Below are 17,923 nucleotides of genomic sequence, written 5' to 3'. Positions count from 1 at the left end.
CGCAGCGTCGATCTGGCCACCCTTGCCCCCCGTTGCCACCACGTGCGTGCACGACCTCGCCGCCCGCTTGCGCCGCGTGAAATGCGGCAAGGCTGGCAAGTGGCCGGCCGCCGAGCTACTGCAGTTCGCGCCCCGCGAAAGGACGTTCCCGTGACCAGCCTGACGCGGCGCCGCGAAAGGGAGACCGCCCGGGAGAAATGGCACACCCTTCATGCCGGCGTCTGTGTCGGCTCGATCGGACTGCGCTCCGGCGGGCCGAACCATGCCGATCAGTGGGAATGGAAACGCGGCTTCTATCCCAGCTGCGATCCCGGCCAGGCGACCAGCGGCCCGGCCGGGACCTTCGAGGAAGCGCGCACCGGTTTTGAGGCTGCATGGCGTCAGCTGCTGCCGACCAGGACCAGAAGGGATCTGTTCGCCTAAAGTGCTCCGTCCTCACTAGATCGCTTGGTGATTCGGTCATGATGAACTTCAGCCCTTTTGCGAGTTCCCTTGAGCTACTCGAGAACGCAAAAGCCCGTATCGACGACCTTGATCGCGCCCTGGACGAATTCTCCAGGAGTGAGCCTTACTCCAATCACATCGAGGTGCACGCGCCATCCGGATATCAGTGCGCGAAAATCCGCCAGAACAAGCCTATCCCCCAAGCTGCTAAATTTGCCGCACGCGATGCTTTCCATGATCTCCGCGGTGCCCTCGACCACGCTGGATATGCCTGTACCTGTCGCAGCAACAAACCTGACAGAAAAGGCGGGTTCCCCTTTTCGAAAACGAAAGCGCATTTCTCCGCAGCCGCGACCAACACCGGTCGAGACCTGCCCACCGAGATTCGCGAGCTCATGAAAAGCTACCGAGGGTATGGTGACGAAGACGGAGACAAGCTTCTCTACGCCCTCAATGAGGTGCGCAACATCAATGACCATCGATTCCTGGCCCCATTCGGCGTTGTCTCGGGCTCGTCCCAGTCCTCCGTGAAGATACAAATCACTCCGGAGAAAATGGCGGCGCTGCAAAACGACGGCGGGCGAAAAGTCCTCCTCAACCCACAGTTCAACCCGCTTCCAATCATGGACCCTCAAACGAATGAGATGTTACTGGCCATTTGGGATGAGCGACTTCACGACACCCCTCAGTTCGAGGTTAACCTCCATGTAGGCCTTGGCGAGATTGGCGTACTGTGGAGGCACCACCCTCTCGTAGTCTTGCGGACGCTGGTGCCCAAGGTCGCGACCATACTCTCCGAAGTCGAGACAGAGGCCAGACGAATCGGCTTGTTCTAATTCAGGGAGGGCCCAGGAAGCGGTACAGGAGGAGACCGGCAATGGCGAAAAAATCTCGCCCAAAAAAGCGGATAAGTCGCGAGATCAGCACTCGCAAAGGCGTCAACATGCTGAAGGGGCAGCAATGGACATTGATCAGCCCACACTCCCTGGAATTCACGGCAACCCTGGTTGAAACCGTCAACGAGGGAAGAGTTCGACTCGCAATTTTCCGCGTTCCGAAGGGTTGGCAAAATTCCGACTGAGGCACAGTCCGCGAATGTGCAATCTCTATTCGATCACCACGAACCAGGCCGCCATCCTGAACCTGTTCAGGGTCGTCAACCGGTACGTCGGCAACCTCGCCCCCATGCCGGGCGTCTTTCCCAACTACCCCGCCCCGGTGGTCCGCAACGCCGGCGACGATCGGGAAATGATGATGATGCGCTGGGGCATGCCGCCTCTGCCACGTACCGGGGGGGCGCCGGTCACCAACATCCGCAACACCTCGTCGCCGCACTGGCGCGGCTGGCTGCAGCCGGAGAACCGCTGCCTGGTGCCATTCAACAGCTTCGCCGAGTACGCGCCGGAGCCCAACCCGGAGACGAAGAAAAAGGACGTCGTCTGGTTTGCCCTCGGTGACGATCGGCCGCTTACGGCCTTCGCCGGCATCTGGACCGAGTTCAAAGGCGATCGCGGCACGAAGTCAAAACCGGTGCCGGGGCCTCACCTGGTGTACGGCTTCCTCACGACCTCGCCGAACGCCGTCATCGAGCCGATCCATGAGAAGGCCATGCCGGTGATCCTACCCGTACTGCGCCAGTTATGGCTACTGCGTGGCAACTGCCAGCCAGCATGAATATACTTGCTACTAGCAGCGAGCCGACCGCTGTGCCGTTTTGAGCGTTGGGGGATTGGGCTGAAGCGACGAAAGCTAGTCCTTTGGGATATCAGTTTGGACCCCACCCGCTGGTGAGGATCGAAAAACCCTCTCCGCGCGTTGGTTATTGAGGTCTAAGTGCGGAGGTCACCAATGATCAGCCACCGAGAACGACGGGTTGGCACAGCTGCAGAACGCGAAGCCCACAGGGTATTCAAAGCGGTCAAGGCGAAGGAAGCTTTGACCGACTACGCCAAAGCACAAAAAGCGCTCCACGATAATCGAGAGCGCCTGAAGGCAGAACGGCTTGCGCGGGAAGGTGAAGCGGCCAAGCGCGCTAAGGCGGATGAGGCGGGCTAAGGATATTGGAGAGGTAAACCTGTCATCGACAGCGAAAACTCGTCCAGCATTTTGACTTCTGCCGGATGGATGTTGCCATCGGCCTCCATCACTCGTGCGCATGCAGACAATGTTTCTATAATCGCCGCCGGATCAGTTTGAGCCATGCGATCCAGAGCACGATCGATCAACTCCGCCGTTGGTCGAAGTCGCCGAATATAGAGCCTCAGACGGTCATCCTCTTTCTCGCCAAATTCTAATTTCGATCGAGCACAACAGCGGTTAACAAAATCAAGTATCGCGCCCACCTCGTCCGGAACGAGCTCTCCGTCAGCCAAACCAACGGCGGTCAGAAGTACACCGCCGTTCTCGCGGCACACGGTTCTTAATCGAGTCCACCTCGCCTGAAACTCATTAGCAGCCGCGCGCTCCGCATCCGACGGAGGCCAGATTATGCCAAATGTTTCGCATAGAAATTCGCTAGTTGGCTCGATCAGCACTCCGTCGAAATCCGTAACAGCATCAATGCGATCGACTCGGAAGTAGCGCGTCGCTTTGCGAAGGTGGCACCTTGCGACCAGAACCGGCACTCCAGAATCCGTGTGACGGATACTCCACACGCTAACGGCGCGAACGCTAAGGATTCCGTTTACATCTCTATAGTGCAGCACGAAAGATTGCCCTTCTGCGTGCTCGATCGTGCCCGGCGCCTTCTGAGGTGTGACATGAATTTCGTCACCATGGTCCGCGTCAGGGACCGTTAGATGAATGGCGGGCGCCACTGGCGGCGCGCCTGCGGCATTCGCTTTGGCATGAAAGAACGACCGTACCTCCGGCACAACTGTAAGCATCAGCAGCCCCCACTTGTTGAGTTAGCCTATTTTCGTGATGCTATCCTGCGTTGCATGTCGGACCAATGCCTGATCGCGCTTCTCCCTGCCCGTAGTTTTCCGGGGCATAAACTCCATCTGCTTCCCTGCCCGCCTAGGTTGCGGTACGCTGCGCCCTTTCTTAAAGGGATATTTCATGGACCGCTCTACAAAGGCGATCGTGGCGCTTGCCTACGTGGCCGGCGCTCTCTCCGCGGTGATTGCGCTTATGCTTTTTGTCGGACTAGCGCCGTTACACTCCAAGACAGGCACTCCCGGCGTGGCACTTTGGTCGAGCGGGCCAAAATGCGACGACCCGAGCACAATGCGAACCGTCAAAGAACTTGCTAACGACAAGCTCAACGCGGTCTCACCCTCCGCGCGCGATTTCCTATTGGGGAGTGGTGGCTCATCGGCAGACAAGGTGACCATCCAAAAAATGTGTCTGGCGCGAACCCCATTCATTCTCGACGCGGATTCGTTCCGCGAGCGCGGGACCATAGGCAAGGGCGTGAGCTGCGCTGCTGTGCTCTATGTCATGCTTGGTGGGAGCCGTACTTTCGAGTTCTCGTCCGAATCCTCCGTTGAGCCCACCAGCGACGGTAAGACGATCGTTACGGCGCGGTTCATGCCTAATTGATGCGCGAGGATTGCTCCATTGATTGACATCGATTCGTTGATCGCCCGGATCGAGCAATTGCTGGCTATCGGCACTCCCGAGAGCCTCACCTATGCTGCTTTGGAAAGCCGACTGGCCATCGAAAAAGTTTGCTATGAGCGCTTGCAATTTGCTCATGACTTCATTTCGCACGACGATATCAAGCAGTATCAACCGAGGCACGTTGTTAGAACGCTGATGAGTGAGGTGGATGAGCTGATCGGCTCATCATTCACATTATCGATGGGGCGGGAGCCGTCAAAAGCCGATCCCTCCAAAGTGCTGACCCAAGAAGATTTCAAAGATGTCGATTGGATCGAACTCGGCACGCAATCAGCATTGGACCCTCAGCGGCTCTCTTCTTTGTGGAACGCACTGTCCAAAGCAGCGCTGCACGCGCACGTTCCCGAGCATTCGAGTGACCCCATTCCCGACTATGGCGATCCCAGCACTATTCGCAAGAAAGTTACCGAGACACTCCAGGAGCTCCGGAGGATATCCACTCGAAGCCTACTCACATCCGGACTTGGCCCCACCGTTTCCTTCCTGTGTCCCTGCGGCAGAACGAACAAGCGGCGAAGAGACGTTCTAACGGCCGGCAAAGTACTTCACTGCGTCGGGCACGACTGCAAAGAGAGCTTCTCCGTCTCAATGGAAGGTGAAGACGTCATCTTCACCCGACGAGTTATTGACTCAAAGTGCGAATGCGGAAAACCAATAGCGTTCGCCGTCCACTATGCGGAGGATTTGAGGCGCAACCAATATATCGGACATCGATGTGAGAAATGCGGAAGGGAGATAAGGTTTGCATGGCGCTTCGGGAAGCTGGCGAGAATGGACGGGCACAAAGGCTGGCGCCAAGCGCTCGAGAGTGTTGCGGCAGCACTCAAATCGGCGGCTCGATCAGTGAGAGGACGTTTTTTCGGAGGGCCACGGACCTTGACCAAGCGCTAGCAATTTCCGCGCTGGAATTACGAGACCTAGCGGCTTCTCAGCGCGCGCGATCGGCGCGGTCATCGTTCGATGCGCCAGCGTCGATAACGAAATGGTCCGGCCGCCATTTCCCTCCCAGCAGCCCAGCAGCCTGGATTGCCGGCGGTCACGTTACCTGCAAGATCCAATGCCATGGCGGATGCGGTCGCACGGTCGATTTCAGGCTCGACGCCCTGCCCCAGGATCAGCCTTGGTCGCGTGTCGGTTGGCCCCTGGTGTGCACCGCGTGCGGAACCGCTGGCGCTGTGCACATCGTGCCGAATTGGCATGACATGAAGAGCCGTGCGGTGCCATTCACGAGCAACTGGAAATCCTGATTCCCCGCCGATGAAGTGCACCACAGATCGTCTCTATGCCAATCCGGAGAAAGCCGCCCGCAGGCTCATGGAGCATGCGAACACGTTCTGAGAATGAGTTCAGGGTACATCGGTGGCTAGTTGCTATCTGAGCAAGCAACGTCGCTTAGCGGTCACCACCGCGAGTTGCCCTCGTCCTGGCGATTCGCAAAGCTCGCCTCAAGAGCCTATCTTCTGGGCATGCTTAAGCGAAAGCCGATCGAGATCCCGCCGGAAGCCGCGCGGCAGTTCGTTGCCGACATGCAGGCCTATCACGCCGAACCCGACGACAACCGCCGCGACGAGATCGCAGTCCGTGCACGGCACATGCTGCTCGACTACATGCCCGATGGCACCAGGCTGCGCCTTACGGAGGTAACCGAGCTGTTCGATCGGCTGCGGAAGCTGTCGTGAGCGCCCGCTGTCTGCTATGCGACGGCACGCGTTGGGTCTGCGAGAACCATCCGGATCAGCTATCGACCGGACCACACGCCTGCACCTGCGGCGGTGCCGGCTCGCCCTGCCCGCGCTGTAACCGGCCTGGCCACGGCGAACCGCCGAAGATGCAGCCTGGCTTTGAGCCAGGCGAGTACTAGGCCGTCAGGCTCCGTGCGGGCCGCTGCCCATTCCGAACACAAAGCCAGCCCAAAAGCGACAGGACGGGTCCGGACCGCCTCGCCGCTTCCATGCGGCGCTTGCCTATCCTCACTGAAGGTCGCGGCCCGACCGGTAGGACCATTTGCGATCTCCTGATCAAGGGGCTAAGCGTCAGCGAGGCCGCGTGGAGCAGAGATTTCGTTGGAGGCTAGTGGGGGCGCAGGGGCCAAATCCGGCCTACGCGGCCTCCTAACTCATCCTGGATGGGTCCAAGCAACGGTCTGCCTCTGCTTTATTGAACGACGCAGTCGGGTCGGACCGTCTGTCATCGGATAATCAAGACGCGAGTTCCCATCATGAACACCTCCGCGATAATCGACACTGAAGACAGCTTGCCGCAAATCGAGCCGGCGCCAGCTTTCGTGACCTCGCTCGCTCAAGGCGCTTTGCAGTCCCGCAGGCTACTGTCAGGCCAATCCTCCTGCCAGCTGGGCCTTCCCCTCGACTGGTCCGCGATTTCCGCTAGAAGCATTTTGATCGGATCCATGCTGGGCAGCGGTTCGATATCTAGGCCAAGGCGCGGCTTCCCGTAGCCGCGGTCTAACAACTCGCGTATCGCGGCAATCCGAGCAGTCTCACTTTTGGCCTTGAGCGCCAACCGGGCTAATTCCGCCACCACTGCGGGTGCGTGCTGGCGCGCCAGATTTTGGACTTCCGCGACGACCTTAGGGCGGCCACCGGGATTACCGCTTTGACCTGGTTGGAACTTCATTGTCGCCTCTTCTGGGCCTGTTCTCAGATAGCAAGATGATTGCACTTTACTGGGTGACTACCAAAATAACGGGAGCAACGGGTTATACTCGCATGTCAGCAAGGGCTTTCTCATGAAAAACGTTAGTGGAGCGCAACATGTGTCGCCAGTCGAGGTCATGCTCGACGCAACTGCATACTTTCACAAGCTTGCGCGCAAAGCGCTTGACGGTGAAAAGCCCGACTTGAAAGCTGCGAAGCGATATATGATCAAGGCGAAAAAGGCTGGTAAAGGCGCCGCGCCCTACATTTCCGATCCCAAATTGAGAGAGCTGATCGTTGCCGACAAACCGATGTCAGAGAAAGTTTGGGCCAACTACCGCAGCGGTTCAAACTGGCCCCCATGCGTAACGAGGCGCGATTGAACAGTCGATGCGGCCGGAGATCCACGGCCAGCTGTACCGCATGCTGTATCAGTCGAGTGGCAACACCACTGCCCGCTCGGCCAGATGCCGGACCGTGACGCCGAACATACACCTCGCCCTCGATCAATGCCGGCTACCCGTGGCTGGAGATCCGCTGCTCACGCTGCCGGACGCCGCGCGCGGTCGATCTCGCCGCTCTGTCCCACTTCGCGACCATCCTTTGCGACGACACCAGCTGAATGTGCGAAAATCAAGCTGACCAGCCTTGGCAGTCCCAAACGCCTGCAACTGCTGCGGCGCGGGCACTCCCTGCCCACTGACCTCTGGAGGAGCTGCCCGACATCCGGCGAGATGGCTACAACCTAATACTGCGTGCGAGGATGCCTCAAGGCATGGTTCATCTTCCGTTGCCCTCCCCTCCCGGCGGAGGTGAACACGGTCTGGGGCCACGACTTCCAATCGCTTTGTCCGGGCGCCGCTATAGGCGGCCAGTCTGCCCACCCACAGGGGATCGGACCCTGCAACTACGGGGGTGTAAGTAGCCTCGGTATATCGAGCGCGTATCGTGATCTGCGCCCGGGGCCGGAATCTCTGGCATGCGCCTTCGCCTCGATCGTGCGTTCCGTCAGAGCAAGAGCCCGCGATGTTGCCGGTGTCCTATACGTCAGAACCGGCTTTCTGGCCCGAGATTGAGCGGTCGGGCGCGCTGCGATCTTCATCGATGGCGCTCATCAGCACCGGCAGCAGGGACAAGATCAGGGAGAAAACCCGCTGCACTACCGCACGGGTCGTCATGTTCATGGTGGCGGCGGAAACCTTCGTGCAGACCCGCCAACACGTGCACATGCCGACCAAGCGCGGAGGTTCGGTCAGCGCACAGGCGCCGAATTTGATCTGCCGGAGTTGCTGCCGCCGTCGAGGTCTTTGGGTGCCACACGATCGTCCCCACGTTCGCCGTCCCCGCGCCCCTCATGATCGCGGTGACTTGTGGCGGCGGTCGTGCTCGAATAGATTGATGTCGCTGCAGCCGCATCCTGAGACGTAAGCGCCCTCGCATTGCCCGTGCGGGGGCGCCGTCTTGTCGGTGGTCCAGGATCTTCTGGGAGGCCAGCGGATGGGTTTGAGGCGTCCGCGGCTAAAGGGGTGGCCCTACCGGAAAAACGCACCGGCGGACTGACCGCCGACGAGGAAAAGGCCTTCCAACGAGCGAAGCACGTCCTGGTTTCATCTACCGTTAGCCTGGCGGCCTTGCCGAGAAGGGCTCTAAGCGCCCAGTTCGCCTCACCCCTCCGCCACCCCACCAGCACCACGTCAGGGTGAAAGCCGGCGGTGATCAGCACCCGGGCGGCGTCTAGGAACGGTTGTCTGCTCAAGCAGAGAACTGTGCCGTCGGCCAGCTCGGCTCGGTAGCGGCCGTGATGGTTTACCGGGACCAGGTAGATGTTGATCTCCTGGCTCAGATCGTCCGGTGAGCCAGTATTGGAAATTCCACTTAGATCGCAATTGCGCTCTTTAGGCGGGTGAGCCAGTCTAAGTGATTGATCTAGGTCGGTGTGTCCGTTCTGCCGGGATCGCCACGCCTTGCGACGTTGCCGTAGCTCGCCGATAGCGACGATCCTTCGTAACGAGAATTCCGTCTTGGCTGATCGGTGGATGGCCGAAGCCTGGTTGTGGTGGTAGGCTCGCGCCATTTCAGGAATAGGCGCCCGACTTTGAATTTTCAGCATATTGAACCGCGCCCGAATCTTAGGGCGCTAACCGGATTGCGCGGCGTAGCAGCGCTCGTCGTCATGCTAGGGCATTTTAACCCCGCGCTGCCTTATCACCTTGAGCACTTTTTCCGCTGGCATACCGCAGCAGTTGATCTCTTCTTTTACCTGAGCGGATTCACGCTTTCATACGTCTACAGCGGTACGAGCTTTCGCTTCGCGCCTTATCTGACGGCAAGGGTGGCTCGTATCTACCCTCTATACTTTCTCACGCTGGTAGTTGTCGGGGCCGCATTCACCCTACCCTCCCAGGTCCTTCGCGCGACCTATCCCGCGCACTCGGCCCTTTCCGATTTTGTCCGGCAAGTGTTGATGGTGAACGACTGGCCGATCATAGGAACGGGCGTCCATTGGAATACGCAGGCGTGGTCGGTGTCGATCGAGTGGCTGTGCTATCTTCTTTTGTTCCCGCTCTTGCTGCGTCTGACGCCACCGCGATCCGAAAACGTCAAACTTCTGCTCTTTGCGGCGCTGACAGCCGTCTCTTATGTAACCCTGCTGTTTTCCGAGACCTGGCTCGTGAACCCGGTGACTAACGCCGTGAATGCCTGGCGGCCTTGGGGCAATGCGCTGCGGGGGACTTCAGCATTTACAGCCGGGTGGATCGCGTTCTGGAGCTTCGAACAGCGCGACCAATTGCACTCGCTCTGCACTCGATTCTCACCCGCCCTTTGGTTGTGCTTTGTGGCGGTGCTGACGCTTTCGTACACGGCCTACATAGAGCCGCAGATGGTGGTATTTCTGTTCCCGTTCATCGTACTGGCTGCCTCGGATTCAAACTCTGGACCTTCCCGCTTGCTCGGCGCACGGCCGCTGCACTTCCTCGGGCTGATCTCCTATTCGATCTACATGGTGCACTTCATCGTGGCTATAGCGTTTGCGCGCATCTTCGGGCGGTGGGCCGGCTGGTCCCTGTGGATCCACGCCGCGCTGATCGCGGCGACGTTTGCCGCCTCGGTCTGCAGCTACATCCTAATCGAGCGTCCGGCGCGCGACGCTCTACGAAAGTGGCGCATCGTCCCGCAAGCTAAGGGCCAGATGAATCCGGGCTAGGCCAATCCGTGGTGATCCGTCGACCCCTCTCCCGCCAAGTCGAGGGCCCGTAAAACCACGGCCCCACCTCCTGATTGAAACACAGATGGCTCGCGGTAGATTTGGTTTCATTGTTATCAGGTGCGATTCTCCAGCCTACTGCGGATGAGGCATCCCGCCGAATTGTCACGGGGACTATTTTTTGACGAAGGAACAACTTGCTCAAGACGCAGCAGATATTTTCCGACTGCTGCGAGCATTTCGCTCGATCAAGAATCGAGCAACGCGTCAGCGCCTTATCGAGACCGTAGAGGCAATGGCCGAGGGTCGGATGTCCGACGCGCCATTCGAGGGGACGGCCGGAAAGCCGCATGGCTAAGCGGGCCGGAAAATCGAGGCTTCGATTGAACTACGTTAGGGAGCTTGCGTGATGAGCCCAACCGGAATGGTCGAGCATCTAAGTGGAGCCACCAGCGGCGCTCAGGACTGGCCCAACCTTGGTCATTACCGGGACAGCAATGCCGCGATAACGGCGCCGCCGCGCGCGGTGTTCATCGGGGATTCCCTGACCGAGGCATGGCCTCAGGTCGATCCCGAGTTGTTCTCGAATGGGATTGTCGGGCGTGGCATCGGTGGGCAGACCTCGCCTCAGATACTGCTGCGTTTCATGGCGGATGTCGTCGCACTCGGGCCCAGGGTGGTTCACATTCTCTGCGGCTGCAACGACATCGCCGGCAATACCGGCCCGACGACCTTCGGCGACTATCAGAACAACGTGCTGGCGATGCTGACACTTGCGGATGCGCATGGCCTGCGGGTGATCCTCGGCAACTACGCCGATTACGACCAATTCGCATGGGCGCCGGAAGTCGATGCCAAACCCTGGATCCGGCGCATGAATAGCTGGATCGAGGATATTGCAAGAACGCGGGGGCACGTCTTTGCCGACTATCGAACCGCATTCGGAGCGATGGATGACGCCAAAAAGGCGGCCATCATGCCTGATGGCGTCCATCCCAACGTTGCAGGTTACGCCTTGATGCGGCCCGTCGCGCTCCGGGCACTGGACCAGGCCTTCGAAAAATCCCTGTAGCTCACCAGTCGGCGCGCAAGGAGTATTTTTGCTTCAGCCGCCGGGTCGTTGTTTCGACAGCCGATCGGATCTGCTCAAAGTCGGCACCGTCCCGTGCTATGACGGCCAGCGACCAATCACCGTGCGGTCGATCGACCTCAACAAGAGCGACGTGCTCACCTCCCGGGAAGCTCTGGATTTCCCGGAGAGCGATCAGCTCCAGATCCTTCGCGCAGATCATCGTTCTGAACACCGGATACCTCCCGGCCCGGCGCCGGCCGCGCTTCTCCTGACAAGGCGAGTGCAAGGCAGTGACCCTGCACTCGGTGGGCCGCCCGGCTCTCAAGCCGCCTGCTTTTCTTCGAATGTCAGGGCATCGAGGAGTCTCTTTTCCTCCTCGATCCTGCGTCGAAAGCGCTCTCGCTCTACGCCGGAAGTCGCAGTTTCGAGCAAGAACTGGTAGTGCCCGATGACCTTTTCGCTGCTTCGGATGAGAAATTCGCGAGTATCACCCATAGCGATGCTCCTCCGTGGCCGCGGCAGTCTGACTTCGTTCATGTCCGCCCCCTAAGCCGCCAAAGCTCGATCCGTGGTTTGCAATCGCTTCGGCGTGCCGCCGGGTGGGTGGCGCGGACCCTTGTCGTCGAGCCTGGAAAGTGCCCTGAGTATCTCGTCGACCTCGATCGGCAGCTTCAACCCGAGGGGTGTTCTGAAAGAAGGCTTCGATGTAACCGCGCAGGCATCAGATGCCCAGGAGGCCAGAAGCTCCCGCTTCTCCTCCTTGGTCAGCGAGCAATCCGCCAGCACATCGTCTGGACGCGCATATTTCCCGCAAGATCGCACGCCGAATTCGATGACATTGTCGATAGGGGCGGTCGTCGGCCGCATGATTGCCTCCATTTCTGGGACGAGTTGATGGGCGCCGCGCGAGCGCGCTCGCGCGGCTTCGACCTAGTGCTGGAACCGCTCAGGCGGCTTTGGCTTCGATCTGGGTTGCCGCCGTGCTCGCGCCGTTGATCGCAATGCGACGCGGCTTCATCGCCTCCGGAATTTCGCGCTGCAAGTCGATCACGAGGAGGCCGTTCTCAAAGCGAGCGCCCTTGACCTCGACGTGGTCGGCCAGCGTGAACTGGCGCTTGAAATTGCGGGTCGAGATGCCGCGATGCAGGAAGGTCTTGCCCTCCTTCTCGTTCTTGTGGCCTTCCAGTGTCAGCACGTTCTGCTCGGCGGAAAGGACAACCTCATCCGGCGTGAATCCGGCGAGCGCCACCGAGATCTGGAAACGGTTCTCATCGAGCCGTTCGATATTGTACGGGGGATAGCTTTCCTCGGCGGTCCGCTGGGCCTCGTCGAGAACGTCAAAAAGGCGGTCGAAACCGATGGTCGACCTCCACAGGGGAGTCCAATCATACCTCATAGCCAAATCCTCCTTAGAGCAAGATGGGTACGAGCTGGCGCCGGACACCTTCCGGCGCCCGCCTTCCAGGGCCCCGAAGGCGCCCTCACCGCGTGTGCGGCGACAACAAAATTTGTCAGATCGAAAAAAGTTTCAAGGGGCACAACATTTTTTTTCGGCTAATCGGGATGGTGAACCCTCCGGCCAACCGGGCGGGCCGTAGTTGCTCCATGCTGCACCACTACCCATCCTATCTGCATCGATCCGGATGACCGCAGGCTGCGGCCTGCGCCGGCGGACGGCTTTCGTCTCGAAGGCGAACTAGAAACCACGGCACTCTGCTTTGATCTCTCCTGCGCCGTCCGGCCAGCCGCGCTCGCCAGATCGACGGCGTGACCGATCCGCAGGGCTTGATGATGTGCCCGCTCCAGCACTCCTGGTGTTCCTGGGCGTAGCTGATCGCGGCAATCACGATCAAGGCGCCTGCGATAAGACCGGCGCCGATGTTTTGCACCACGGCTGCCACTCCTGGTGCGTTGCTTCACCCGGCTCTTACCTCCCTACTTTCAGCTATCCGGGCGCCCACGGGCTTGCTCTCCACCAACGGTTCCCACCTGCGCCTCACTTAGGCCTTGCCGCTGCGCCACTATCGCTTCGAACACGATCAGCGGTTGCGAGGGGCCACGATGGCAAGAGCAGAGCCGAGCGATATGTCGCTAGCTGCAAGGGCGCATTTAGCGGCAGAGCGAAAAGTGGGTGCGAACGACCTGATATACGATGTGGGCGTAAATGACGGAACCGACTCCGCCTATTATCTCTGGCGGGGATACCGGGTACTCGGCATAGAGGCGAGCCCGGTCCTGGCTGAAAAGCTGAGGGGGAAGTTCGAACCGGAAATCCGAGAAGGTCGTTACACTCTGCTGGAGGTCGGAGTGGCGGACGACGATGGCACAGCTGAATTCTGGATGTCAGACGTTACCGAGTGGTCGTCCTTCAACAAAAGCATACCGTCGCGCGACGGGACGCCTCATCGCGCCGTGCAAATAGCAACCCGAAGATTTTCCTCGATAGTCGAAGAGTTTGGCGTTCCGCTTTATTGCAAGGTGGATATTGAAGGTAATGACCGGTGTTGCGTGAGAGGTTTCACCAGCCATACCGCGCCTCCCTATCTGTCTATCGAAATGTCACACAAGGATGGCGGGATCGATCTCGATCTGCTCGACTCGCTGGGATATCGGCAGTTCAAGATCATCAGCCAGGTGACGCGCGCGCAGCCGGTTCCATCGTTGATGAGAATTGATGGCTTGCTCACTGGTTTTCCCAAGAAGGCGTTGAGGGCAGCGATCAAACGAACGTTGGGTGTACGGTCTTTCCAAGGCCGGAAATTTCCTTTGGGCGCGTCCGGTCCATTCGCCGAGGACACGCCCGGCCGGTGGCGCTCGGTCAGCGAAGTGAGACGGCTCTGGGCATTCCTGAAGGACATCGACGAACGCGCCGGCAAGAATCGCCTCGGCGAGTGGTTTGATTTTCACGCCAAGCGGTCGTCTTGACATCAGAGACCGGGCCGCCATTCCGTGCGGCGATGCCGCCCCTCCTCCCGCCGTTCGCCCAAGCCCGCTAGATCGACGGGGTGACCGATCCGCACGGCTTCAAGGTCTTGATGATGTGCCCGCTCCAGCACTCCTGGTGCTCCTGGGCGTAGCTGATCGCGGCAATCACGATCAGGGCGACGACGACTAGTCCGGCGACGATGTTCTGTACCATGGCTGCCACTCCCGGAACCTCACCGCGCTAAGGGTCGGATGATGGACAACGGGACCCGCAGCCGTCAATGCGCCACGTGGCCATCCTCGCGGCGTTTTCGCGGCCGGTCCGGCGCCGGCACAATTTCGGAATATTGGAAGAATACCCCTGACTTGCCCGACGTGTCAAGCGGCCGTATCGGCGCCGGCAGCCGCCGGCTACTTTGCATGGGGTTGTTTTCGCTGGTTTGACCCTGGCAGGGCGCCGACCGCCGCAATGTGCGCAGGCCTGCGCCCTGGGATGGCAACGGCTACCACGGATCGATCCACACGCCGAACGCAATGATTGCGAGAGCGACCGCAATGACGATCAGATCCGTCGTCAGCCAGTCAGGAATTCCACTTGATGGCTTTGCGCTCATGTCCGCGACTCCTTCTGTTCGCGTCCAAGCTCTAATCTGCAGCGGATCGGCCGCCGATGCGCGTGAAACAGCTCACATCAGCCTGGAAAAAGGTGAAGATGCAAAATTCCTCGCGCGCCACGCGCCCGCGTTGCGCCGCGCCATTGCCGCATCCTGCAAGATAGGCCTCGACATCACGACCACGGCAGCGCGCGCGAATGGCCGCCCGTGACGGATGCATCATCCGTTTCACGATTTGTGAAGATTGATCGACAATGGTTTTCCCCTCGTTGTTTTTTCTTTTCTCCACGGTGGGTGACGCCGACCGCCGCCGCGACCGGGCAGGACCGTCATGGAAGATTCCGTCCAGATCCGCTGCACCCGCTGCAAGAACGTGTTTCGCGATCGCGCCAAGCGCCTGCAGAGCGGTTATTCGCGCCAGTGCCCGAGCTGCGAGGTGGTGCTGTTCTTCGACGAGGACTCGCCCAATCCGCACATCAAGAAGGCGATGCGCGCGGCGCGGCGGCTGCGCAAGGAGATGCGCGAGATGGAGAGCATGCAGCCGGGCCGGGCCACCGCGGTGTCGCGCCGGTTCAGCGGCCGCTCGGCCTCCAGCGCCGAGGACGAGGGGGCGGACGACGAGGGCTGAGCGGGATGGCGCGCGGCCCGCGCCGACTAGCCGCCGCCGAGACCCTCCGTGGCCTTGTCGAGCCAGCGTTGCGTCGACTCGTCGCTCCAGCCCGGCACCGCGAAGCGGGCGCCCGGCCGGGGCTGGGGCGCCTCCGCGGGTGGACGGGTCACCACGGGCTCGCGCGCGCGGGGGTGGCGGCGCGGAGCCGCATCCGCCGGCACGCACAGCATGACCAGCAGACCAAGAGCCAGAACCGAGCGCATCGCGGGTGCTCCAAACGATCGATATTGCCGGCTGCATTCCATCACGGCGGATGTTGACGCCAATTTTGCCGCTGGTCCATGCTGATCCCGCCCTCTTCACCCGCCGGTGAGCCCGTCCGATGCCAACATTGCGTGATCTGGTGGTCTGCACCGCGGTGCTGCTCGCGAGCCCGCAGGCGGCGCTGGCGCAGGCCGGCAGTAGCGGCGGCAGCGTCGGCAATGACGAGAAATCGCTGTCAGGGACCCGCGAGACGCCCGATCGGGGCCGCGGCGAGAGCACGGCCAGCACCAACTGCGTCATCGCCGATCCGACATCGACTCCGTTGAACCTGCGCACGTCCCCGAACGGCACCATCGTCGGCACCGTCGCGAACGGAACCCGCGCGCGGATCCTCGATCAGGCAAGGGACCGCGGCGGCGAGCTGTGGGTCTATATCGCCGACGCCACCGCCCGCCCGCTGGGCTGGGTGATCCGGAAATTCATCGTCTGTCGATGACGCCGCGTGGCTGCACGCCACCGGTTTCGGGGGGCCACGAAACCATTTTCCGCGCGGCGCGAAGCCGGCCCGAAACAATCCGGGTCTAGGCTGTCACCATTGAACCAAAGGGGATTGGTCATGTGGGACGTCATCAACGCATTGTACCGAGACTATTGCCTGGCTCGCCTGCAGGAGATGCGCAAGCTCGAACTCACGATGTGATCCGGCGCAAGACCGACCGGCCACTTGCCGGCGCCGTCCTGGCAGCCCTGGCCATCGCAGCAATGATATCGGTGACCATCGGCCCGCCGCCAACGCACAAGAAGGTCGGCGACCATCAGTCGATCGCCCGGCACTAGGGCATGATCCGGAAACCTGCGAGGCGGCCCGTGTGATCACGGATTGTTCGAACTCGGGCGTCCGCGTTACAGACACAGCAATGCTGGGGATTTCAGGGCCCAGCGCGGAGGCAACGCCGCTCAGCCATCATACTCGGCCGCAGCGGCGTTGTGCTCTTTGGCGCGCCGGCGAAGCCATCGACGACCCATGATACCTCGCAATCCGTACCGTCAAAAAAGAGGGCCCCGATGCTGGGGCCCTTCCGGGTACGTCTCAACGGCGCGTACGGGTACTGCTGCCGGTGGTCTGATGACCTGGAGCATATTCGGATGCACCGGGCGCCGTTGATTTGGTCGCCTTATGCATCTTGTGACCCGGCGCATATTCAGACGCGCCGGGCGCGGTTGATTTCGTTGCGTTCTGCATCTGGTGCCCAGGCGTCTTGGTGGAAACACCCTGCGCGAACGCCGACGAGGCGAATACCAATGCCGTCGCCGCAATGAACGGTTTCAGATACATGCTGTCTACCTCCTGTGCGAGGATCAACAGCGCGTGCCCACCCCGGTTCCTAGCGTCACGACCAGGTCCTGCCTGCAGTCGCATCGTTTGCACAATCTGCGCCCGCTAGCCGCGTTTTTGCCCCTCGGAATTGAGTGCGAGGAACGTGACAACGCCCAAAAGCCCGGCCCAGACTAAAAAATGTTCAGCAATCATGCCTGCCCCTAATGATTGCTGTTGCACAGGCACAAATCGGGCCAAGCGGGGACGGAATTCAGGGAGATCGGCCGCGCCCGGGTTAGCCAAGGCGCTTGTTGGAGCCTCGGCTAGCCGCCTCCGACGCAGCAGGAGGCTTGATCGAGCCACTGCCGGGTCGATTCGTCGCTCCAGCCGGGGACCGCGAAGCGGGCCGGCGGCCTCACCTCGGCGGGCGGACGGGCGGCCCCGGGCTGGCGGGCGCGAGGATGGTGCGCCGGTGCGGCGTCCACCGTCGCCCCCAGAATCAGCAGCAGGCCAACTGCCAGGGCAGCACGCATCGCCCCTGCTCGCTTCGATCGATCGCCGGTCATGTCGTCGGTTTGCTCGGCGGATGCGCCATGCCCATGTAAACCCCACCTGCCCGCAATTCATCCAGCATCTGGTCGATGCGCTTGCGCTGCGTCGCCGGACGCACGCTGCGGGCGATCCAGTGCAGATAGTCGTTGCGCTGGTACGGCGGACGCGCCTTGAACGCCTGCATCAGGCCGGCCGCGTCGAGTTCGCGACGGATGCCGGCCGGCATCACCGCGCGCGGGCGTTTTGGCATCACGCCTTGCTTTCGCGCGGGGCGGCGACCTGGCCCTGCGGGCGCTCGGCCTCCGGCACCAGCCATTCGGTGATGAAGCGGTCGGAGGCGTGGATGTCGACCTGCAGCAGGCGGCCCGGTCCGGGATTTTCGAAGGTGTGCGCCGCATGCGGCGGGGCCACCAGCACCGACCCGGCGGAGGCCTCGATCTGTCTGCCCTCGATCTTGAAGCGGGCGCGGCCCTCGAGCAGGATGAAGGTCTCCGCATAGGGATGCCGGTGCAAGGCCGGCCCCGGCCCGGGCGGCATGTCGACGACGATCACCGACGTCTCGGCGCCGGTGGTGCGTCCCTCGATCTCGTTGGCGGCGCCGAGCGGCCAGGCCTTCAATGCATCGATCACTTCGCTCTCCC

At 60.9% G+C, this 17,923-nt stretch carries 27 protein-coding genes; 14 read left to right on the top strand and 13 right to left on the bottom strand.

The genetic code is table 11. The features are described from left to right. Positions 1-150 precede the first annotated feature (150 nt). From XH93_RS21345 to XH93_RS21325, 5 genes are all read left to right on the top strand, one after another. Positions 151-423 carry a hypothetical protein gene (locus tag XH93_RS21345; RefSeq protein ID WP_194469042.1) on the top strand — a complete coding sequence of 91 codons (273 nt, stop codon included), beginning with the start codon at positions 151-153 and terminating at the stop codon, positions 421-423. Positions 424-461: 38 nt separating this feature from the next. Beyond that, positions 462-1,280, top strand: a complete 819-nt coding sequence (locus tag XH93_RS21340; RefSeq protein WP_194469041.1) for a hypothetical protein — start codon at positions 462-464, stop codon at positions 1,278-1,280. A gap of 41 nt (positions 1,281-1,321) precedes the next feature. Continuing rightward, a complete protein-coding gene (locus XH93_RS21335; protein WP_194469040.1) occupies positions 1,322-1,525 on the top strand; it encodes a hypothetical protein in 204 nt (67 codons plus the stop codon). A gap of 14 nt (positions 1,526-1,539) precedes the next feature. Next, the gene (locus XH93_RS21330; RefSeq protein ID WP_246799260.1) at positions 1,540-2,118 is read left to right on the top strand and encodes an SOS response-associated peptidase; all 579 of its coding nucleotides are present in this window, start codon (positions 1,540-1,542) and stop codon (positions 2,116-2,118) included. A gap of 174 nt (positions 2,119-2,292) precedes the next feature. Further along, a complete protein-coding gene (locus XH93_RS21325; RefSeq protein WP_194469039.1) occupies positions 2,293-2,499 on the top strand; it encodes a hypothetical protein in 207 nt (68 codons plus the stop codon). Here the strand turns inward: XH93_RS21325 and XH93_RS21320 are convergent. Beyond that, positions 2,496-3,329: a WYL domain-containing protein gene (locus XH93_RS21320; RefSeq protein WP_194469038.1), complete on the bottom strand. Its 834-nt coding sequence runs from the start codon at positions 3,327-3,329 to the stop codon at positions 2,496-2,498. The genes XH93_RS21325 and XH93_RS21320 overlap by 4 nt on opposite strands. 175 nt (positions 3,330-3,504) lie before the next feature. Between XH93_RS21320 and XH93_RS21315 the strand changes: the two genes are divergently transcribed. The 3 genes from XH93_RS21315 to XH93_RS21305 all read left to right on the top strand — a co-directional run bounded on the left by XH93_RS21315 (position 3,505) and on the right by XH93_RS21305 (position 5,747). Beyond that, the gene (locus tag XH93_RS21315; RefSeq protein ID WP_194469037.1) at positions 3,505-3,987 is read left to right on the top strand and encodes a hypothetical protein; all 483 of its coding nucleotides are present in this window, start codon (positions 3,505-3,507) and stop codon (positions 3,985-3,987) included. 18 nt (positions 3,988-4,005) lie between these two features. Then, positions 4,006-4,959, top strand: coding sequence for a hypothetical protein (locus XH93_RS21310; protein WP_194469036.1), 954 nt, complete (start codon positions 4,006-4,008; stop codon positions 4,957-4,959). Between the two features lie 575 nt (positions 4,960-5,534). Continuing rightward, positions 5,535-5,747, top strand: coding sequence for a hypothetical protein (locus XH93_RS21305; RefSeq protein ID WP_194469035.1), 213 nt, complete (start codon positions 5,535-5,537; stop codon positions 5,745-5,747). Between the two features lie 619 nt (positions 5,748-6,366). On the opposite strand, the gene XH93_RS43110 is transcribed toward XH93_RS21305, so the two are convergent. Next, entirely contained in the window at positions 6,367-6,702 is a 336-nt protein-coding gene (locus XH93_RS43110) for a DUF5681 domain-containing protein (RefSeq protein WP_371814763.1), read from the bottom strand. Between the two features lie 112 nt (positions 6,703-6,814). On the opposite strand from XH93_RS43110, the gene XH93_RS21300 reads away from it, so the two are divergent. After that, the gene (locus tag XH93_RS21300; RefSeq protein WP_194469034.1) at positions 6,815-7,105 is read left to right on the top strand and encodes a hypothetical protein; all 291 of its coding nucleotides are present in this window, start codon (positions 6,815-6,817) and stop codon (positions 7,103-7,105) included. A gap of 657 nt (positions 7,106-7,762) precedes the next feature. Here the strand turns inward: XH93_RS21300 and XH93_RS21295 are convergent. Beyond that, positions 7,763-7,906: a hypothetical protein gene (locus tag XH93_RS21295; RefSeq protein WP_194469033.1), complete on the bottom strand. Its 144-nt coding sequence runs from the start codon at positions 7,904-7,906 to the stop codon at positions 7,763-7,765. Positions 7,907-8,817: 911 nt separating this feature from the next. Between XH93_RS21295 and XH93_RS21290 the strand changes: the two genes are divergently transcribed. Beyond that, positions 8,818-9,927 carry an acyltransferase gene (locus XH93_RS21290; RefSeq protein ID WP_246799259.1) on the top strand — a complete coding sequence of 370 codons (1,110 nt, stop codon included), beginning with the start codon at positions 8,818-8,820 and terminating at the stop codon, positions 9,925-9,927. A gap of 409 nt (positions 9,928-10,336) precedes the next feature. Beyond that, positions 10,337-10,999 carry a GDSL-type esterase/lipase family protein gene (locus XH93_RS21285; protein WP_194469032.1) on the top strand — a complete coding sequence of 221 codons (663 nt, stop codon included), beginning with the start codon at positions 10,337-10,339 and terminating at the stop codon, positions 10,997-10,999. Position 11,000: 1 nt separating this feature from the next. Here XH93_RS21285 and XH93_RS21280 read toward each other — a convergent pair whose 3' ends face one another. The 4 genes from XH93_RS21280 to XH93_RS21265 form a co-directional block, all read right to left on the bottom strand. Continuing rightward, a complete protein-coding gene (locus XH93_RS21280; protein WP_194469031.1) occupies positions 11,001-11,231 on the bottom strand; it encodes a hypothetical protein in 231 nt (76 codons plus the stop codon). Between the two features lie 89 nt (positions 11,232-11,320). Continuing rightward, a complete protein-coding gene (locus tag XH93_RS21275) occupies positions 11,321-11,494 on the bottom strand; it encodes a hypothetical protein (RefSeq protein ID WP_194469030.1) in 174 nt (57 codons plus the stop codon). A gap of 51 nt (positions 11,495-11,545) precedes the next feature. Then, positions 11,546-11,866 carry a hypothetical protein gene (locus tag XH93_RS21270; RefSeq protein WP_194469029.1) on the bottom strand — a complete coding sequence of 107 codons (321 nt, stop codon included), beginning with the start codon at positions 11,864-11,866 and terminating at the stop codon, positions 11,546-11,548. Between the two features lie 79 nt (positions 11,867-11,945). Further along, complete coding sequence (locus tag XH93_RS21265) at positions 11,946-12,395, bottom strand: Hsp20 family protein (protein WP_194469028.1); 450 nt, start codon at positions 12,393-12,395, stop codon at positions 11,946-11,948. A gap of 665 nt (positions 12,396-13,060) precedes the next feature. On the opposite strand from XH93_RS21265, the gene XH93_RS21255 reads away from it, so the two are divergent. Continuing rightward, positions 13,061-13,924: an FkbM family methyltransferase gene (locus XH93_RS21255; protein WP_194469027.1), complete on the top strand. Its 864-nt coding sequence runs from the start codon at positions 13,061-13,063 to the stop codon at positions 13,922-13,924. A 67-nt stretch (positions 13,925-13,991) separates the two neighbouring features. On the opposite strand, the gene XH93_RS21250 is transcribed toward XH93_RS21255, so the two are convergent. Next, positions 13,992-14,138, bottom strand: a complete 147-nt coding sequence (locus XH93_RS21250; RefSeq protein ID WP_172626929.1) for a hypothetical protein — start codon at positions 14,136-14,138, stop codon at positions 13,992-13,994. Between the two features lie 431 nt (positions 14,139-14,569). Next, positions 14,570-14,827 (bottom strand): hypothetical protein, encoded by a 258-nt coding sequence (locus XH93_RS21245; RefSeq protein ID WP_194469026.1) that lies wholly within the window; start codon positions 14,825-14,827, stop codon positions 14,570-14,572. Positions 14,828-14,869: 42 nt separating this feature from the next. Here XH93_RS21245 and XH93_RS21240 point away from each other — a divergent pair, with 42 nt between their 5' ends. Continuing rightward, entirely contained in the window at positions 14,870-15,166 is a 297-nt protein-coding gene (locus XH93_RS21240) for a hypothetical protein (protein WP_194469025.1), read from the top strand. 26 nt (positions 15,167-15,192) lie between these two features. Here the strand turns inward: XH93_RS21240 and XH93_RS42775 are convergent, their stop codons facing one another. Then, positions 15,193-15,318, bottom strand: a complete 126-nt coding sequence (locus tag XH93_RS42775) for a hypothetical protein (RefSeq protein WP_256436471.1) — start codon at positions 15,316-15,318, stop codon at positions 15,193-15,195. A gap of 212 nt (positions 15,319-15,530) precedes the next feature. On the opposite strand from XH93_RS42775, the gene XH93_RS21230 reads away from it, so the two are divergent. Next, on the top strand, positions 15,531-15,908 hold the full coding sequence (locus tag XH93_RS21230; RefSeq protein ID WP_194469024.1) for an SH3 domain-containing protein: 378 nt from the start codon (positions 15,531-15,533) through the stop codon (positions 15,906-15,908). A 594-nt stretch (positions 15,909-16,502) separates the two neighbouring features. On the opposite strand, the gene XH93_RS21225 is transcribed toward XH93_RS21230, so the two are convergent. The 3 genes from XH93_RS21225 to XH93_RS21215 form a co-directional block, all read right to left on the bottom strand. Next, positions 16,503-16,748: a hypothetical protein gene (locus XH93_RS21225; protein ID WP_139483760.1), complete on the bottom strand. Its 246-nt coding sequence runs from the start codon at positions 16,746-16,748 to the stop codon at positions 16,503-16,505. Between the two features lie 544 nt (positions 16,749-17,292). Then, positions 17,293-17,532, bottom strand: coding sequence for a YdeI/OmpD-associated family protein (locus XH93_RS21220; RefSeq protein ID WP_371814761.1), 240 nt, complete (start codon positions 17,530-17,532; stop codon positions 17,293-17,295). Continuing rightward, the gene (locus tag XH93_RS21215) at positions 17,532-17,912 is read right to left on the bottom strand and encodes a cupin domain-containing protein (RefSeq protein ID WP_210340392.1); all 381 of its coding nucleotides are present in this window, start codon (positions 17,910-17,912) and stop codon (positions 17,532-17,534) included. Before XH93_RS21215 ends, XH93_RS21220 begins: the two co-directional genes overlap by 1 nt. Positions 17,913-17,923: the final 11 nt, after the last annotated feature.

It is taken from the genome of Bradyrhizobium sp. CCBAU 51753, from assembly GCF_015291565.1.
GTDB lineage: Bacteria > Pseudomonadota > Alphaproteobacteria > Rhizobiales > Xanthobacteraceae > Bradyrhizobium > Bradyrhizobium ivorense.
The sequence above is the reverse complement of the archived record's forward strand: the minus strand, read 5'-3'. Positions and strand labels throughout refer to the sequence as shown.

Bases quoted from the DNA above. Each gene is read 5' to 3' on its own strand.
- XH93_RS21340 (WP_194469041.1), top strand. From the start codon at position 462: ATGATGAACTTCAGCCCTTTTGCGAGTTCCCTTGAGCTACTCGAGAAC.
- XH93_RS21335 (WP_194469040.1), top strand. From the start codon at position 1,322: ATGGCGAAAAAATCTCGCCCAAAAAAGCGGATAAGTCGCGAGATCAGC.
- XH93_RS21330 (WP_246799260.1), top strand. From the start codon at position 1,540: ATGTGCAATCTCTATTCGATCACCACGAACCAGGCCGCCATCCTGAAC.
- XH93_RS21325 (WP_194469039.1), top strand. From the start codon at position 2,293: ATGATCAGCCACCGAGAACGACGGGTTGGCACAGCTGCAGAACGCGAA.
- XH93_RS21320 (WP_194469038.1), bottom strand. From the start codon at position 3,329: ATGCTTACAGTTGTGCCGGAGGTACGGTCGTTCTTTCATGCCAAAGCG.
- XH93_RS21315 (WP_194469037.1), top strand. From the start codon at position 3,505: ATGGACCGCTCTACAAAGGCGATCGTGGCGCTTGCCTACGTGGCCGGC.
- XH93_RS21305 (WP_194469035.1), top strand. From the start codon at position 5,535: ATGCTTAAGCGAAAGCCGATCGAGATCCCGCCGGAAGCCGCGCGGCAG.
- XH93_RS43110 (WP_371814763.1), bottom strand. From the start codon at position 6,702: ATGAAGTTCCAACCAGGTCAAAGCGGTAATCCCGGTGGCCGCCCTAAG.
- XH93_RS21300 (WP_194469034.1), top strand. From the start codon at position 6,815: ATGAAAAACGTTAGTGGAGCGCAACATGTGTCGCCAGTCGAGGTCATG.
- XH93_RS21295 (WP_194469033.1), bottom strand. From the start codon at position 7,906: ATGAACATGACGACCCGTGCGGTAGTGCAGCGGGTTTTCTCCCTGATC.
- XH93_RS21285 (WP_194469032.1), top strand. From the start codon at position 10,337: ATGAGCCCAACCGGAATGGTCGAGCATCTAAGTGGAGCCACCAGCGGC.
- XH93_RS21275 (WP_194469030.1), bottom strand. From the start codon at position 11,494: ATGGGTGATACTCGCGAATTTCTCATCCGAAGCAGCGAAAAGGTCATC.
- XH93_RS21270 (WP_194469029.1), bottom strand. From the start codon at position 11,866: ATGCGGCCGACGACCGCCCCTATCGACAATGTCATCGAATTCGGCGTG.
- XH93_RS21265 (WP_194469028.1), bottom strand. From the start codon at position 12,395: ATGAGGTATGATTGGACTCCCCTGTGGAGGTCGACCATCGGTTTCGAC.
- XH93_RS21255 (WP_194469027.1), top strand. From the start codon at position 13,061: ATGGCAAGAGCAGAGCCGAGCGATATGTCGCTAGCTGCAAGGGCGCAT.
- XH93_RS21250 (WP_172626929.1), bottom strand. From the start codon at position 14,138: ATGGTACAGAACATCGTCGCCGGACTAGTCGTCGTCGCCCTGATCGTG.
- XH93_RS21240 (WP_194469025.1), top strand. From the start codon at position 14,870: ATGGAAGATTCCGTCCAGATCCGCTGCACCCGCTGCAAGAACGTGTTT.
- XH93_RS21230 (WP_194469024.1), top strand. From the start codon at position 15,531: ATGCCAACATTGCGTGATCTGGTGGTCTGCACCGCGGTGCTGCTCGCG.
- XH93_RS21225 (WP_139483760.1), bottom strand. From the start codon at position 16,748: ATGTATCTGAAACCGTTCATTGCGGCGACGGCATTGGTATTCGCCTCG.
- XH93_RS21220 (WP_371814761.1), bottom strand. From the start codon at position 17,532: ATGCCAAAACGCCCGCGCGCGGTGATGCCGGCCGGCATCCGTCGCGAA.